General features: G+C 60.6%; 16 protein-coding genes. 7 read left to right on the top strand and 9 right to left on the bottom strand.

Annotated features, from left to right (window positions below):
- Positions 1-182 precede the first annotated feature (182 nt).
- Positions 183-1,253, top strand: a complete 1,071-nt coding sequence (locus OIM99_RS19065; protein ID WP_311852032.1) for a hypothetical protein — start codon at positions 183-185, stop codon at positions 1,251-1,253.
- A 12-nt stretch (positions 1,254-1,265) separates the two neighbouring features.
- Here the strand turns inward: OIM99_RS19065 and OIM99_RS19070 are convergent, their stop codons facing one another.
- The gene (locus OIM99_RS19070) at positions 1,266-1,742 is read right to left on the bottom strand and encodes an Lrp/AsnC family transcriptional regulator (RefSeq protein WP_311852033.1); all 477 of its coding nucleotides are present in this window, start codon (positions 1,740-1,742) and stop codon (positions 1,266-1,268) included.
- 115 nt (positions 1,743-1,857) lie between these two features.
- Here OIM99_RS19070 and OIM99_RS19075 point away from each other — a divergent pair, with 115 nt between their 5' ends.
- Together OIM99_RS19075 and OIM99_RS19080 are read left to right on the top strand one after the other, a co-directional pair.
- Positions 1,858-4,266 (top strand): transketolase-like TK C-terminal-containing protein, encoded by a 2,409-nt coding sequence (locus tag OIM99_RS19075; RefSeq protein WP_311852034.1) that lies wholly within the window; start codon positions 1,858-1,860, stop codon positions 4,264-4,266.
- Positions 4,267-4,386: 120 nt separating this feature from the next.
- Positions 4,387-6,024 (top strand): thiamine pyrophosphate-requiring protein, encoded by a 1,638-nt coding sequence (locus OIM99_RS19080; RefSeq protein ID WP_311852035.1) that lies wholly within the window; start codon positions 4,387-4,389, stop codon positions 6,022-6,024.
- A 48-nt stretch (positions 6,025-6,072) separates the two neighbouring features.
- Here OIM99_RS19080 and OIM99_RS19085 read toward each other — a convergent pair whose 3' ends face one another.
- The 5 genes from OIM99_RS19085 to OIM99_RS19105 form a co-directional block, all read right to left on the bottom strand.
- On the bottom strand, positions 6,073-6,816 hold the full coding sequence (locus OIM99_RS19085) for an ABC transporter ATP-binding protein (RefSeq protein WP_311852036.1): 744 nt from the start codon (positions 6,814-6,816) through the stop codon (positions 6,073-6,075).
- Positions 6,813-7,565, bottom strand: a complete 753-nt coding sequence (locus OIM99_RS19090) for an ABC transporter ATP-binding protein (protein WP_311852037.1) — start codon at positions 7,563-7,565, stop codon at positions 6,813-6,815. Before OIM99_RS19090 ends, OIM99_RS19085 begins: the two co-directional genes overlap by 4 nt.
- A complete protein-coding gene (locus OIM99_RS19095) occupies positions 7,562-8,563 on the bottom strand; it encodes a branched-chain amino acid ABC transporter permease (RefSeq protein WP_311852038.1) in 1,002 nt (333 codons plus the stop codon). The genes OIM99_RS19090 and OIM99_RS19095 overlap by 4 nt, the downstream gene beginning before the upstream one ends.
- Positions 8,563-9,435, bottom strand: coding sequence for a branched-chain amino acid ABC transporter permease (locus OIM99_RS19100; protein WP_311852039.1), 873 nt, complete (start codon positions 9,433-9,435; stop codon positions 8,563-8,565). Before OIM99_RS19100 ends, OIM99_RS19095 begins: the two co-directional genes overlap by 1 nt.
- Positions 9,436-9,510: 75 nt before the next feature.
- Positions 9,511-10,701 carry an ABC transporter substrate-binding protein gene (locus OIM99_RS19105; protein WP_311852040.1) on the bottom strand — a complete coding sequence of 397 codons (1,191 nt, stop codon included), beginning with the start codon at positions 10,699-10,701 and terminating at the stop codon, positions 9,511-9,513.
- Between the two features lie 360 nt (positions 10,702-11,061).
- Here OIM99_RS19105 and OIM99_RS19110 point away from each other — a divergent pair, with 360 nt between their 5' ends.
- Both OIM99_RS19110 and OIM99_RS19115 read left to right on the top strand, forming a co-directional pair.
- A complete protein-coding gene (locus OIM99_RS19110) occupies positions 11,062-12,399 on the top strand; it encodes an LLM class flavin-dependent oxidoreductase (RefSeq protein WP_311852041.1) in 1,338 nt (445 codons plus the stop codon).
- A 21-nt stretch (positions 12,400-12,420) separates the two neighbouring features.
- Positions 12,421-12,804 (top strand): hypothetical protein, encoded by a 384-nt coding sequence (locus OIM99_RS19115; RefSeq protein WP_311852042.1) that lies wholly within the window; start codon positions 12,421-12,423, stop codon positions 12,802-12,804.
- Positions 12,805-12,810: 6 nt separating this feature from the next.
- Here OIM99_RS19115 and OIM99_RS19120 read toward each other — a convergent pair whose 3' ends face one another.
- Complete coding sequence (locus OIM99_RS19120; RefSeq protein WP_311852043.1) at positions 12,811-13,062, bottom strand: DUF3297 family protein; 252 nt, start codon at positions 13,060-13,062, stop codon at positions 12,811-12,813.
- Positions 13,063-13,209: 147 nt separating this feature from the next.
- Between OIM99_RS19120 and OIM99_RS19125 the strand changes: the two genes are divergently transcribed.
- The gene (locus OIM99_RS19125; protein WP_311852044.1) at positions 13,210-14,154 is read left to right on the top strand and encodes an ABC transporter substrate-binding protein; all 945 of its coding nucleotides are present in this window, start codon (positions 13,210-13,212) and stop codon (positions 14,152-14,154) included.
- Entirely contained in the window at positions 14,154-14,579 is a 426-nt protein-coding gene (locus OIM99_RS19130; protein ID WP_311852045.1) for a heme-binding protein, read from the top strand. Before OIM99_RS19125 ends, OIM99_RS19130 begins: the two co-directional genes overlap by 1 nt.
- Here the strand turns inward: OIM99_RS19130 and OIM99_RS19135 are convergent.
- Together OIM99_RS19135 and OIM99_RS19140 are read right to left on the bottom strand one after the other, a co-directional pair.
- Complete coding sequence (locus tag OIM99_RS19135) at positions 14,576-15,424, bottom strand: alpha/beta hydrolase (RefSeq protein WP_311852046.1); 849 nt, start codon at positions 15,422-15,424, stop codon at positions 14,576-14,578. The two genes, OIM99_RS19130 and OIM99_RS19135, sit on opposite strands and share 4 nt — an antisense overlap.
- A gap of 17 nt (positions 15,425-15,441) precedes the next feature.
- Positions 15,442-16,251, bottom strand: a complete 810-nt coding sequence (locus OIM99_RS19140; RefSeq protein ID WP_311852047.1) for a 3-methyl-2-oxobutanoate hydroxymethyltransferase — start codon at positions 16,249-16,251, stop codon at positions 15,442-15,444.
- Positions 16,252-16,310: the final 59 nt, after the last annotated feature.

Genomic DNA, 16,310 nt, shown 5'->3' on the forward strand with positions numbered 1-16,310 from the left:
AGGTTCTACGCCACGATATCAATGAGATAGCTGCGATTAGTGAACCCATTTCGGACATACTGCTATATGAAGCTACCAAGCTCGTTCGCGGACAGTTGAGACCGGGGACTGATCGGGATCGCATTTGACGCAAGTAAAATCATATAGTTATGCGATTCGCAGAATGTAAGGATAATATTCCTATGCTCTTAAGCGTTTGTGGCACGATGTCGCCGATATCCCAGGCGACACGCGAGCTGATCAGTCTCATCGCGACTGAAACCATCGGCGCGCCGACGCAAATATATGCTGTCACCGTCGAGCAGCTACGCGACGCTTGGAAAAGTATTTCTCAGGAAAAACGCAAATCAGTTCTTTTATACAGCGACGCACCGCAAACAAATCTGATCCAATTGATAATTGATTCAGACATCCCAACCGTCATAAGCGTCGACGATTTCGAGGAAATATTTGCTTTCAACGTGGTAAATGCCGGAAAGGATATTCTGGCTGCTCTGCGGCAATCAACTCATACTGCCGTGCAGATATCCCAGCTGATAAATACCAGCAGAAACCTGATCCTAGGGCCGGATCGATACGATATGTCGGTGATCGATCTCGCTCAGGACATCATGCACTTTTTCAGTATTGAGCCTAGCGACCAGCAACTCGAAAAACTTCGGACGAAGCTCGGCGATACGACGACGCTACGTGATTTCATGGCAGCGACCTTTCCACAATGGCAACCAACCACGGACTTCAGGGAATCGCTTCCGCGTGAGGATCAAGATGCGCTGGAAAGCGTCATCCATGGCTATGATCCCTTAACCAGGCGCCGTCCCTTCGAAGTCGTACATTGGTCTCCTCGCTGGTTTCAGGATGGCGACGCTCCAGATCGACAATTGACGGGCCCAAAACTCCTGGCTGGTCCCGCTCGAACAATCTTTTTCGGCCCTTATATATATCTGCCCGTTGGGCAATGGGATTGCGAGATCCACGTCGAGTTCAACGATTGTCGTAGCGATACGATGGCGCTGCTGGACATCTTTAACGGCTCGGTCCTCGCAGCCGTAACCATGCGTCTGCCGCGCCATGGCATTTACGCCATCGATATCTCCTTCCAAAACCAGAAACCTGATGCGCACCTGGAATTTCGTTTGCAAATTCTGAAAGGCGCGATCGAGGGCGAACTGCGACTGCTTGGCGTGAAAGTGAAACGCGCGGCACCGGTTGAAGCCGAGGAAAATCTTCGCCTAACCCACGCGCCTCACTGATCACATCAGCAATCACCCCATCGGCAGCGCCAGCGTGCTCTTCGCCTGTTTCAGCGCGAAGCTCGATTCGATTGAGCGCACGCCCTCCACGCGGGTCAGCTTGTCGCGCAGAAAGGCCTCATAGGCTGGCAGATCGGCGACCACCACGCGCAGCAGGTAGTCGCAAACGCCGGTCATGAGATAGGCCTCGACCACTTCGGGAAAGCGTTCCAGCGCCCGGTCGAAGCGCTGCAGCTCTTCCTCGCGCTGACGCTCGAGCTTCACCTGCACGAAAACGCTGATCGGCAGGCCGATGCTGGCTTGATCGACGACCGCGCAATAGCCGCGGATGACGCCGGCTTCTTCGAGCATGCGCACCCGCCGCAGACAGGGCGAAAGGGTCAGCCCGACGCGGGCCGCCAGATCCTGCACGGTCAGGCGACCGTCACGCTGGAGATTCGCGAGAATCTTGCGGTCGATGTCGTCTAACCGCTTTTTGGATTTTTCCACCATCTAGATGAGAATAAATGAATTAAGCTATCAAACAAGAAGGGAATTTAGCTCATTTTGGTAAGTATCGCTCCTCAGTTCGGCGTTTCATCGTTTCCTCAGTGAGGAACGCCCAATGCCGAAAAAAGCCGACAGCCGCCTGCCCTTTCTCGATGCCATCGCGCGCAAGGCGCTGTGGCTGTCGACCTGGATGATTCACAACGCCAATCACCTGCGTCCGAACGAAGACGGGCTCAAGGTCGGCGGCCATCAGGCGTCCTCGGCCTCTTCCGCCGCCATCCTCACCGCCCTCTACGGCGCGGTGCTGCGTCCTCATGATCGCGTCGCCGTCAAACCCCATGCCAGCCCGGCCTTCCACGCGCTGAACTACCTCTTTGGCTTGATCGACCGCGACAAGCTCGAAAACTTCCGCGGCTATGGCGGCGCGCAATCCTATCCCTCACGCACCAAGGACACCGACGACGTCGACTTTTCGACGGGCTCCGTCGGCCTTGGTGTCGCCCAGACGATCTTTGCCAGTCTGGCGCAGGACTATGTCCGCAGCCACGGCGCAGCAGGCGCATCGCCCGGCCGCATGGTCGCCTTGCTTGGCGATGCCGAAATGGACGAAGGCAATATTTTCGAAGCCTTGCTCGAAGGCTGGAAACATGACGTGCGCAACGTCTGGTGGGTGATCGATTATAATCGCCAAAGCCTCGATGCCGTCATTCACGAGGGATTGTTCTCTCGCTTCGAAGACATTTTCCGTGCCTTCGGCTGGGACGTGGTCGTCCTGCGCCACGGCGTTCTGCAACAGGCCGCGTTTGCCGAACCCGGCGGCGACAAATTGCGCGCCTGGATCGAAAATGCGCCCAACCAGCTCTATTCCGCCCTCACCTTTCAGGGCGGTGCCGCATGGCGCAAGCGCCTCAACGATGAGATCGGCGATCAAGGCGATGTCACCCGCTTGATCGAGCGCCGCACCGACGAAGAACTCGCGCGTTTGATGACCAATCTCGGCGGCCACGATCTGCCGAGCCTCGTCGAAGCGTTCGAGCGCATCGATCATGATCGCCCGACCGTCTTCATCGCTTATACGATCAAGGGCTTTGGCCTGCCGCTCGCAGGCCACAAGGACAATCACGCCGGCATGCTGACGCCAACCCAGATGGCGAGCTTCAGAACCGAAGCCGGCATCCGCGAGGGGCATGAGTGGGAAAAGTTTGAAGGCCTGGACCTGGACTCCACGGCGCTGACGCGCTTTCTGAAAAATGTGCCTTTCAATGCTGGCAAAAGCCGGCGACATGCAGCGCCCGCCATCGCCATTCCGGAAACGCTGCCACCCCTCACCCAAGCCGAATTGTCGACCCAGCAGGGTTTCGGGCTTCTGCTCAATGAATTGGCGCGCGGCAGCGATGCGCTCGCGGCCAGCATCGTCACCACCTCTCCCGATGTGACCGTCTCGACCAATCTCGGTCCCTGGGTGAATCGACGGGGCCTGTTCGCCCAAAAGGAAATGGCCGACACTTTCCGAACCGAGCGCATTCCCTCGACGTTCAATTGGCATTTCTCCGAAAAGGGCCAGCATCTCGAACTCGGCATCGCCGAGATGAACCTGTTCCTTGCGCTCTCCGCCTTCGGTCTCTCGCACTCGTTGTTCGGCGAGCGCTTGATGCCGATCGGAACGCTCTACGATCCGTTCATTCAGCGCGGCCTCGATGCGCTGAACTACGCCTGCTATCAGGATGCGCGCTTCATGCTCGTGGCGACACCGTCGGGAATTACGCTGGCCGGCGAAGGCGGCGCTCATCAATCGATCTCGACGCCGCTCATCGGCATGGCTCAGGATGGCCTGGCCAGTTACGAGCCGGCTTTCGTGGACGAACTGTCGGCAATCATGCGGTTCGGTTTCCACTATCTCCAATGGGAAGCTCTGACATCCGATCAACGGGCAAGCGTGCGGCCAACCTGGCTCAAAGACGACAAGGGCGGCGCGCTCTATCTGCGCCTGTCGACACGCACGCTCGAACAGCCAACCCGCAAGCTCGACGCACAGAAAACAGCCGACATCATCGAAGGCGCTTATTGGATGCGCGAGCCCGGCCCCAATGCCGAAGTCGTCATCGCCTATTGCGGCACCGTCGCGCCGGAAGCGATCGCCGCCGTCGGTCGCTTGGCGGAAGACCGGCGTGATGTCGGGCTTCTCGCCGTCACCTCTCCCTGTCGCTTGAACGCCGGCTGGACCGAGGCCGCGAAGGCGCGGGAGGATGGCGATATGGGCGCGATGTCACATATCGAATGTCTGTTGGCCCAAGTGCCGTCGCACTGTCCCATCATCACGGTTCTCGATGGGCACCCTGCCACTCTGGCATGGTTGGGCGCGGTCAGAGGTCACCGCACGCGCGCCCTCGGCGTCGATCGGTTTGGACAAACTGGGTCGATCGACCAGCTCTATCGCCATTTCGGCATCGACACGCGCGGCATCATCGCCGCCGCCCAATCGATGAGCATAGGCCGGCCTATCCGCTATCTCCTGGCCAGTTGAGCCTTGCCATTTTTGCAAACGGTTGGATATTCGCGCCCCCTCTCGCCCGTCCAACTTGACAACGCCGCCCGTATCATCGCCCCTGCCGGTCATAACTTTAATGACCGGTAGGAAGCCCCGATGAATGGTGCAGATGTCGTTGCCGAAATCCTCAAGCGCGAAGGAACGGATTTCCTCGCCTGCTATCCCCGTAACCCGCTGATCGAAGCCTGCGCCGATATCAATATCCGCCCGATCCTTTGCCGGCAGGAGCGGATGGGCGTCGCCATGGCCGACGGATACAGCCGCGTGCGTCGCGGCCGTCAGAACGGTGTGTTCGCGGCCCAGCATGGCCCAGGCATCGAAAATGCCTTCCCCGGCATGGCGCAGGCTTTCTCCGAAAATGTTCCGGTGTTGGTCATCCCCGCTGCATCGAGCCTCGATCGGCAGTATACGCGCCCGACCTTCCGCGCCGCCGATGTGTTCGCGCCCGTCAGCAAATGGTCGGCGCTCGCCCATGATGTCAGAGAATTGCCTGATCTGTTGCGCCGCGCTTTCCAAGCCATGCGCTCGGGCAAGCCGGGTCCGGTGCTGCTCGAAATTCCCAACGAGGTTTTCGCCGCCGAATTCACCGGCACGATTGACTATCAACCCGTGCCCATTCTGCGCTCGGCACCCGATCCGGATGCGGTGAAAGCGGCGGCCCGCATGCTGCTCGCCGCCAAGTCGCCGCTGATCTGGGCTGGTCAGGGCATCCATTATGCCGATGCCGGCGAATTGCTGACGCAACTGGCGGAACTGCTGCCCGCTCCTGTCGCCGCCACCAATCCGGGCAAGAGCGCTATCGCCGAAAGCCATCCGCTGGCGCTTGGCGCATCGACGGCGTCGCGGCCGAAAATGTATGCGGATTGCATGAACGCCGCCGATGTGGTGTTCGCCATCGGCTCGAGCCTGACGCGCACGCCCTTCGGTCCTGCCTTGCCCGTCGGCAAGACAATCATTCATGCCACCAATGATGCCGGCGATATCAACAAGGACATCCGCGCCGATCTCGGCCTCGTCGGCGATGCCGCGCTCATCATCGCGGCCTTGATCGAGGAAATCGGCCGGCAGCGGGCCAAGCCCGATGCCACGCGGTTGGAAAATCTCAAGGCGACCATTGCGGCCTCGAAAAAGGCCTGGCGCGCCGACTGGGAGAAGCAGCTCAATTCCGACGAGACGCCGATCAACCAGTATCGCGTCATCAACGAGATGATGAAGGCAGCCGATCGCGACAATGTCATCATCACCCATGAGGCCGGCAGCCCGCGTGAACAATTGCTGCCGATGTGGGAATCGACCAAGCCCTTCGGCTATCTCGGTTGGGGCAAGTCGACCCAGCTCGGTTACGGCCTCGGCCTCGCCATGGGCGCCAAGCTCGCCGCGCCGGAGAAGCTCTGCATCAACGTGATGGGCGATGCTTCGTTCGGCATGAGCGGCATGGACATCGAAACCGCCGCCCGCAACGACATCGGCATTATGACGGTCGTGTTCAACAACGCGATGATGGCGTGCGAGCGCGTTTCGCTGCCGAAATCGGCAGCCAAATATGACGCGCTCGACATCGGCGGCAATTATATGAAACTGGCGGAATCCCTCAACGTCGCCTCCTATCGCGTCGAGAAGCCGTCGGAGATCGCGCCGAAGATCAAGGAAGCCATTGAGGTGACGCAGAAGGGCAAGCCCTTCCTGCTCGAGATCGCCGCCAAGGAAGGCTACGACTTCTCCCGCTATAACTGAGCGACGAACAAGCCGGCGGTACTATAGCAATTTGCTCTGGCCGCCGGCTCACGCCTTGCGATCGCCACCGCCGCCGACGCCCACCAGCTCGGCCAACAGATGCGGCGCATCCAGCAAAGCGCGGCTCGGCCCGCGATGAACGATGCGTCCGCGATCGAGCGCGATGCAATCCTGCGCGAACTCCAGCGCCAGGCGTGCGTGCTGCTCGACCAGGATCATCGCCAGATCGTCTTCGCGCTTGAGCCGATCAAGACCGGCTAAAACCGCATCGACGATGACGGGGGCCAAGCCCTCCATCGGCTCGTCCATCAACAAACAGGTCGGATTGCCCATCAGCGCGCGGCCGATCGCCAGCATCTGCTGCTCGCCGCCCGACAGTTGATCGCCGCGGTTGCGACGGCGCGAGGCCAGCGAGGGAAAGAACTCATAGACCCGCGCCAAGGTCCAGCGTCCGGGCCGTGCCGCCACAATGAGATTCTCCTCAACCGTCAGCGAACGGAAAATCTCGCGCTCCTGCGGCACCAGGGCCAGCCCGATCGCCGAACGGCGATAGATGGGATAGGACGAGATGTCGGCGCCGTCGAAATGAATATGTCCGCCATGACGCGCCGTGTGGCCCATGATCGTTGCCAGCAAGGTCGTCTTGCCCACGCCATTGCGTCCCAGCACCGCCAAGGTCGCGCCAGGCTTCAGATCAAAGTCGATCCCCTCGATCACCACGGTCTCGCCATAGCCGGCTTTGACCCCCCGCAGATGCAAACCCTTATCGTGTTCGGAAAGTGCGTCGCTCAATGCCGCCCCTCCCCCAGATAGACTTCGCGCACCCGCGGATCGGCGGCGATTTCAGCCGGCGTGCCCTCGACCAGAACCGCGCCTTGCACCAGAACGGTGATGCGCTGCGCGACACGGAACACCAGTTCCATGTCATGTTCGATGAACAGAACGGCGATCCGCTCCGGTAGCCGTTCGATGGCCTCGATGATCGTGACGCTTTCGCTTTCCGGCACGCCAGCGGCTGGCTCGTCCAACAGCAAAACCGATGGTTTCAGCGCCAAGGCCAAAGCGATCTCGACCATGCGCTGGCGGCCGTAGGCCAGCTCGGTGATCGGCCGCAGGGCATCTTCCGCAAGCCCCATCACTTCCAGAATATCGTAGGCTTCCTCGATCGCGGCACGATGCCAGCCCGCCGGCCGCAGGAAATCGCCGCCGATCCCGTCCCGTTCCGAAATAGCGAGGACGACATTTTCGAGAACGCAGAGCTTGCGAAACAGGGCCGTGATCTGGAAGGTGCGCACCAGCCCGCGCTTGACGCGCTGGGCTTGCGGCAGGGCCGTGATGTCCTCGCCGTCGAGCAGCAATTGGCCTGACGAGGGCCGCAGCACGCCGGTGACGAGATTGACGAATGTGGTCTTGCCGGCACCGTTCGGGCCGATCAGTGCGTGGCGCGCGCCAGCCTGCAAACGGAAGTCGATATTGTTCGAGACCGTGAGCGCGCCGAAATTCTTGCACAGTGCAATGGTCTGAAGGCCCGTTGCGCTCATCGTTTGCGGCTCCGCGCCAGAAGCCGTTCGACGACACCGAAAATGCCGCCGCGCAGGAAAACGACGATGAACACCATGGCCAGGCCGATCCAGAAATACCAATAGGTCGGATCGGCTTCGGCGAAGCGGTCTTGCGCAATCATGTAAAGCGGCACGCCGATGAAGGCGCCGTAGAGCTGGCCAATCCCCCCGATGATCAGCATCACCAGAATGGTACCGGAGCGTTCAAGGTTGAGCACGTTGAGGCCGACGAATTGCGCGGTCTGCGCCGTCAATGCTCCGGCGACGCCCGCCAGTGCCGCCGACAGGGCGTAGACGATCAGCCGACGCTGCGCCACCGGCGCACCGATCGCATGCATGCGTCCGACGTTTTCGCGGATGCCGGTCAACGAGCGGCCGAAGGACGAATTGACCGTATTGCGGACCACGAGCCAGCCGATGAACAGCACGATCAGGCAATAAAAATACGCGGTATTGCCGAACATATCGAAGCGGAACATGCCGAAGATCGGCCAGACCGACATGCCTTGCAGACCGTCAGCACCGCCGGTGAACCGGTAGGCTTTGTTGGCCAGCTCATAGAGCATGGCCGCGACCACGAGGGTCTGCATCAGCAAGGTCAGCCCGGTGGTGCGCAGAATGATCCAACCGGACGCGAGACCGATACAGGCAGCGGCAATCGCCGCCGCCAGCAGGCCGCTGATCGGTTCGCCCCAGCCGTTGGCGGCCAGAATACCCGCTGTATAGGCACCGACACCGAAGAACGCCGCGTGCCCCAATGTCACGATGCCGGCATAGCCCAGAACCAGATCGACCGACAAAGCGAAGAGAATGATCGCCAGGATCTGCGATCCCAACGCCAGATAGTTGGGAAAGGCGAAATAGGCGGCAACGGCGATCAGCCAAGGCAGGGCCTCGAACCAATGGAAGCGATGCCGCCGCGAAAAGGCGGCGATATCGGCTGCGCGTCGATCAGCGGAAGGCGTGAGATGCGACATCAGGTTCGCCCAAACAGGCCACGGGGAAACCACAGCAGGAGCACCATGGTCAGCGCATAAATGAAGAAAGCGCCGAATTCGGGCGCGATATATTTGAAGGCCGTGTCGGAAATGCCGACCAGCAGGGCGGCCACGAAGGGCCCGCGAATACTGCCGAGACCGCCGACCGCCACGACGATGAGGAAATAGACCAGGTTCTCGAGCGCGTAGAACGTCGTGATCGGCAGAATTTCCGCACCCAAGCCGCCACCGAGCGCCGCAAGGCCGCTCCCTAACGCGAACGTCGCCGCGAACAAACGCGACGTATTGATCCCGATCGTTTGCGCCATGCGCAGATTGTCGACGGCGGCGCGGACCTGCGCGCCAAAGCGCGTGCGTTCCAGCGCCAGCCACAGCAAGGTAACGAGAATGGCACCGCAGACGATCAGAAAGGTGCGATAGGTCGGAAACGAGCGGAAACCGAGATCGATCTGTCCGCTGAGCGCCGCTGGCGGGCGCATCGGCTGCGTCACCGGCCCCCAGATATAGGTGACGGAGGCGATGGTGATGAAGATCAGGCCCATGGTCATCAGGACTTGATCGAGTTCATCGCCACCGTAAAAACGCCGATACAACAGACGTTCAAGGATGATGCTGATCAGCACCACGCCGATCACCGCGCCGGCCAGCGCCAGGCCGAACGGCACATCATAGCGGCTCATCAGCCACGTCATCAGGTAACCGCCGAGCATGGCGAAGGCGCCATGGGCAAGATTGATGAACCCCATCAACCCCATGGTGACCGAAAGGCCGACGGAGATCAGATAGAGCACCATGGCCAGAGCGAGGCCATGGAAGCCAACGCTGATGATCGATGAAAAAATATCAGCCATTCAAGGGACGCTATGCACCGGTTCGCGGATCGCAAACCGGCGGGCCACCATGGACCCGCCGGCTCACGTGCAAAGTCACTTCGGCGGATTGAGCTCTTTCCACGGATCCTTGACCGCCTTGATGGTCTCGATATCCGTGTTCACCAGCTTGCCGTTCTTCATTTCGCTACGCCGGATATAGATGTCCTGGATCATGTCGCGCGTCGCCGGATCGATCGAGATCGGACCACGCGGACTGTCAGGATCTTTCCAGGCGGCGAAAAACTTCATCGCTTCGTCGCCGGTAAACTTGCCTTTGGTCGTCTTGATCAGCTCGAAAATGGCATGCGCGGCATCCCAGGCGGCCACCGAGGTAAAATTCGGAATAGCCTTGCCTTTGTATTCCTCATCCCAGGCTTTCAGGAACGCCGTATTGGCGGGCCGAACACCGGTGGTCGAATAATTGCCGGCAGTTACGATATCGGCGCCGAAGGCACCGATATTCGGCAATTCTTCGTCCGGCAGCAGATCATGCGCGGAGACGATATTGATCCCCGCCTCGCGCAGGCCCAGATCCTTGATCGCCTTCATGATCGCGGTGGCCGCCGGCCCCGCCGGTACCCAGACGAAAGCCACGTCGGGCTTGGCGTCCTTGATGCGCTGCATGAACGGCGCGTAATCGGCGGACGCGGGCGGGAAGCGGACCGAGCCCAGCATCTGACCGCCGGCATCGGTGAAGCCCTTGATGAAAGCGCCTTCCGCGTCATGACCGGGAATGAAATCGGCGACGGCGGAGAAGCCACGCTTCCATCCCTGTTTCACCGACCACGTGCCGATCGGCAGAGCGGTTTGCCAGAGCGTGAAGGAGAAGCGCGTCACATAAGGCGAGATACGCGGGATCGCGACGCCACCCGCATTGGTGATGACGAAGGGAATTTTCGCTTCCGCCGTCAGCGGCGCGATCGCCGCCGCCACCGGCGAAGCGACGACGCCCATCAGCATCTGCACGCGCTCGCGCGTGATCAATTCCTGTGCGACGCGCTTGCCGACCTCAGGCGCGCCCGTGTCGTCGCGACGAACGAACTCCACCTTGACGCCGGGCGGCAGGTCTTTGGTATGCAATTTGACGTAAAGGTTCAGGCCCTTTTCCATCTGATCGCCGGCCTGGGCGAGAAAGCCTGAATAGCTATTGACCCAGCCGATCTTGATGGTTTGCGCCGACGCAGTCGTCACGGACCCGAGCGTCGCCACCGACGCCAGGGCAAATAACAATTTTCCTGATACCATGCGCTTCTCCCATAAGAGCGTTCCGCGCAGACAGCGGTTTCCCGACGCTCTCCCTTTCAAGCCACGCCCGCGTGACTTGCCCTCATCGGTATGCTGGCACTTTTTCGGGAGGAGCCGCAAGGCGGAATTTGCCGATTGTCCGCAAGGCGGAACGTGCCACCTCCCGTCCGATCAGGATCATGCGGCACCTCGCCCGCCCTGCGGGACAGTCGCCGATCGGCAGCTTCAAGATGATTTGATCGACCTTGAAACTCTTCAGCCCGCACCAGCAACGGCTGCGGCCGCACGGCCTGGATTGACAGCTCCACCCTGGGGAGCTTGGCTAATGACCAAACCTCCAGATTCTCACGGTGAATTCCCATGGCAGACAAGAAAATGCTGCGGCTCGGCGCCTTCATGCGCCCGGCCAGCATCCACACCGGCGCCTGGCGCTATCCCGGCGGCTGGCCTGACGCCAATTTCAACTTCGCCAAGATCAAGCAGATGGCGCAAAGATTGGAACAGGCCAAATTCGACGCCTTCTTCATGGCCGACCATATGGCCGTGCTGAACATGCCGGCCAAGGCGCTGAAGCGCAGCCATACGGCAACATCCTTCGAGCCGTTCACGCTGCTATCAGCGCTCTCGCAAGCCACCGAACGCCTGGGCCTTGCGGCGACCGCCTCCACCACCTTCGATACGCCCTATCATATCGCACGGCGCTTCGCCTCGCTCGATCACATCAGCGGCGGCCGCGCGGCCTGGAATGTCGTCACCACCTCCAATCCGGACGCGGCTTTGAATTTCGGCCTGGACGAACATATGGAACACGGTGCGCGCTATCGCCGCGCCCGCGAATTCTTCGATGTCGTCACCGGCCTGTGGGATAGCTGGGCCGACGATGCTTTCGTGCGCGACGTCGAGAACGGCATTTTCTTCGATCCCGACAAGATGCATGTGCTCGACCACAAGGGCGAATTCCTCTCCGTGCGCGGGCCACTGAACATCGCCCGGCCGATCCAGGGCTGGCCGGTCATCGTCCAGGCTGGCTCCTCGGAGCCCGGCCGTCAGCTTGCTGCCGAAACCGCCGAAGCGGTCTTCACCGCCCAATCGAACCTCGCCGTCGGCCAGGCCTTCTACAAGGACGTGAAGGGCCGTATGGCCAAACTCGGCCGCTCGCCCGATCACATGAAAATCCTCCCCGCCGCTTTCGTTATGGTCGGCGAGACGCTCGATGAAGCCGAACGCAAGCGCGCCCTGCTTGATAGCCTCGTCCATGACGACAGCGGCCTCGCCTCGCTCTCGATCGCGCTAGGCATGGATGCCTCCGGCTTCGACCTCGACGGACCGCTGCCCGACATTCCCGACACCAATGCCAGCAAGAGCGGCCGCGAACGCACCATCGAACTCGCCCGCCGCGAAAATCTCACCGTACGCCAGCTCGCCCAGCGCATCGGCGGCCACACCGGCCTGCAATTCATCGGCACGGCCAAGACGATCGCCGACCAGATGGAGGAATGGCTGGTCACCGAGGGGTCCGACGGCTTTACCGTGCAATTCCCCTATCTGCCCGGCGGCCTGGAAGACTTCGTCACCCTCGTCGTTCCGGAACTGCAGCGGCGCGGCATTTTCCGCACGGAATATGAAGGCAAGACCCTGCGCGAAAACCTCGATCTGCCGCGCCCGTCAAATCGCTTTTTTGCCGAAAAAGAGGCATAACGTTCTCTGCGGAGAACGAATTTGGACGATCTGGTCGAGGACAGAAGCAAAGACAGAGAGAAGCTGGCGCTATGGCAGGGCTTTGACCCGACCGGCCATGGTGGCGGCTTGTCCTTGCGCAAAAGCCCGGCGCAGCGTTCCGCTCTGCGGCACATCAAGCAATGGACCCGCGAGCGCTTCCAACTGGGCGAGGATGAAACCATCCTCGTCGCCGAACTCGCCTGCGGCCTGCCCGGCTGCCCGCCGCTGGAAACCGTCATCGCCTTCTGGACGAACGATGGCGCCGATCGCCATCATATCAAGATTTTCAAGCCAGCGATCGAGGTAAGCGAAGACGATCTGCCGCCGCGATGGATGAAGAAAGCGCTCATCATCCACGACAGTTTCGGCTGCGACTGCTGTTGAAGGCTCTTAAGCTTCCGGCTTGGCATCGCGATAATAGGGAACCACCTTGCCCGTCAGCTTGATGGTCATCGGATTGCCGTAGCGGTCCCGGGCCTTGCCGGCGGAAACGCGGATCCAGCCCTCGCTGATGCAATATTCTTCAACATTGTTCTTCTCGACGCCGTTGAAGCGGATGCCCACGTCACGCGACAGAATGGCCTCGTTGTAAAACGGGCTCTGCGGATTGGTGGACAGGCGATCAGGAAATTCTTCAGACATCGGGATTCCATGCAAATCAGGTCAGCGGGGTCCTAGCATGAACTGCCATGGCGGCAAAACCACCGCGGGAACCCCTTTCCCCATGGCCATGTTTCCCATAAAACACCGGCGACACAGCAAAAACAGACAAATGGAGCGAAACGTCACATGAGCGGCCCCCAACTCAAGACCGTCACCCGCACGCAAGGCAACAATGCCGCCGTCAAAAACGGCACGGTGAAGCCGAAGACCTTTGAATTCGACTTCGTCGAAGTGGAACCGCTGATCGCCGGCTTCCGCCGCATGGTGCGCGCCTCCGAATTCGACATCTGCGAGATGGCGATCACCACCTATATCTGCGCCAAGGCGCACGGGAAGAAGATAACCGCCGTGGCGACGCCGCTGGTGCGCGCCTTCCACCACGGCGCCATCCTCGTCAACGCCAAGGCCGGCATCAAGACGCCGAAGGATCTCGAAGGCAAGAAGGTCGGCGTCAACCGCGGCTATACGGTGACCACCGGCGTGTGGGCCCGTGCGATCCTGCAAGAAGAACATGGCGTCGACCTGTCGAAGATCACCTGGGTTCTCTCCGGCGACGAGCATGTCGCCGAATATGTGCCGCCGGCCAATGTGGTGCCGATCGAAGCCGGCAAGAAGATGGAAGACCTGCTGATCTCCGGCGAACTCGTCGCCGCGATCGGTGTCGACGTCAAACATCCCGACATCCAGCCGCTTATTCCCAATGCATTGGAAGCGGGCCTGAAGGCTCTGCGCGAGCGTGGCCATTATCCGATCAATCATCTCGTCGTCATCAAGGACGAGCTGCTGGAACAACATCCCGATCTCGCCGCCGACGTGTTCAACGCCTTCGCCGAGTCGAAACGGCTTTATGTCGAGAAGCTGAAAGCCGGCCAGATCGATAAAATGACCGATGTCGACGAAGTCCATAAACACGTCCTCGACATCACCGGCGAGCCCCTGCCCTATGGCGTCGAGCCTAATCGCAAGGTCATCGAAAACCTCATCGACCATGCGCTGACACAGGGTATCATCAAGCAGAAGGTCAAAGTCGAGGATCTGTTCGCCAAGGGCACCACGGGGCTCGTCGGCTGATGGTCGATATCGTCCCCACCCACCGCCTCACCCACGAAGCGACCATGAAAATGCTCGCTGCCGGCGTCGCGAAGGCGGACGAGATCGGCGTCAAGATCGCGCTCGCGGTGTGCGATCAGAGCTGCCAGCTTCTCGGCTATCTGGTGATGGACGGCGCGCGCTTCTTTGCCGCCCGCACCACCACCAAGAAAGCCATGACAGCCGCCTCGCAGAGACTGCCGACCGGCTATGCGGCACCGGAGCAGGTGCTGAGCATGCAGATCCGCATGGATGGCGATTTCACCAACATGCCCGGCGGTTTCCCGATCGTCTATGATGGCCAGGTGATCGGCGGCATCGGCGCCGGCGGGGCCAAGCAGGAAGAAGATGTCATCGTCGCCAAGGCGGCTCTTGCCGCTTTGGGATTGCCGGAGACGAAGGCTTAAAACTTCTTGAGAAAATCGAGCAGAACCGGATTGGTCGCCGCTTCGGTCTGCTCAGACACTGGCACGTTCCAGAATTCCGACTTCGGCAGGCATTCGTGCAGATACCACGCTGCCGAAGTCGCATGGGACGCATCATTGCCGGGCACGACCAACGCGGGCACCTGACAGGCCAACATTTCTTCCGGCTCGGCACCAGGTGCCGTATCGCGATCATACATGGTGCGGCCGAACGCCTCGACGATCAGAGCATAGCGCCCGACATCCTGCTGCACATAGTCGGCCGCGAATTTGGCATCATGCTTGATCACCGAAGCCCACGGACCGCCACGTGAATCGGCATTGAAGGCCTTGCCCTCGGCCTTCACCAGATCGACCACTGCCTGCAAGCCGTTGGCACGCACGAAACCCAAATGCTCGGCGAAACGCTGCAAGCTCGCCAGACGGTATTTCGCCCCGCCCACCGGCCAGAACAGCACCATGCTGCGCACGCGCTCAGGATGCATGACGCCGAAAGCCGCCACCGGACAGCAGCCCATGCAGCCGCCCATGAGATACGCCTTGTCGATCTTCAGATGATCGAGCAGGCCGATGCCTTGCTGCACATAATCAGAGAAGCCGACCTTCTCGACGCGACCGCCCGAGTGGCCGCATTCACGCCGGTCGAAGATGATGCAGGAATAATGGCGCGACAGATGATCGACCGGTTTGATCTTCGCATAAACGCCTTGGGTCGACCATTTTTCCAAGGTCGCATCGAAACCACCGGGCGCATACATCAACAGCGGATCACCGGAGCCGATGACCTGATAGCGCGTTGCGATGCCGTCGATATCCACGATGTCCATTCATTCAACCCCTGCATTCAACCCTTGATCTGCTTGCCCGCTCTCGCATCGGCGACCAGCGCCGCGAAAGCATCCACCGTGCCCTGCGCCGTGTTGAAATAGGTCTCGGTTTTCGAGGTCAGCCACTTCTCGCCATAGCCGAGAACCGTCTGCGCCAACCGCACGCGACCGTCGAGCCACGGGCCGCCACCGAACCCGCCAATCACCGGGATATCAACGGCCTCCACCACGGCTTTGCCGGCGACCGGGCCTGAATTGGTGAAGTCGAGCAGAGCCGCACCGGCATCTTCCAGCATCTTCGCTTCTTCGACCAGACGCTCGGCGGCTTCCGCGCTCGCCTGCGCGCCGGCCGAATTCTGCGCGCTATAGGGGATGCCGAACTTCATCGCCGTCTGCGGCGTCAAACCAAATTGCGCGAACACCGGAATGCCGGCACGCGTCAAAGCCTCGACGGCTTCCGGATAATCGGCCGAGCCGTCGAGCTTGATCATGTCGGCACCGCCTTCCTTGACGATGCGCACCGCAGCCTTGAGGGCGCTGTCGATCCCCTCCTGCAATGGCCCATAAGGCATGTCGCAGGAGACCAGTACCCGCGTCGCGGCCCGCCGCACGGCCTTGCAGCAGATGAGGATTTCATCGAGCGTCACCTGCAGCGGATTGCTGTGGCCCCACAGATTGGCGCCAACGGAATCGCCAATCGAAATGAAATCGACGCCAGCGCGTTCCGCGAAGCGCGTCGTCGGATAGTCCCAGGCGACGACGCCAATGCTCTTTTTGCCGTCGCGTTTCATCTGCTGCAGCATCGGAATGGTGACGGGCTCGGACATGGTTCTTCCCAATCAAGCAGAATTTGAGCGCAGTCTCGGTCGCTCCTGCATGGAGCGAC

The sequence above is a fragment of the Methylocella sp. CPCC 101449 genome (genome assembly GCF_031921685.1).
Classification (GTDB): Bacteria; Pseudomonadota; Alphaproteobacteria; order Rhizobiales; family Beijerinckiaceae; genus Terripilifer.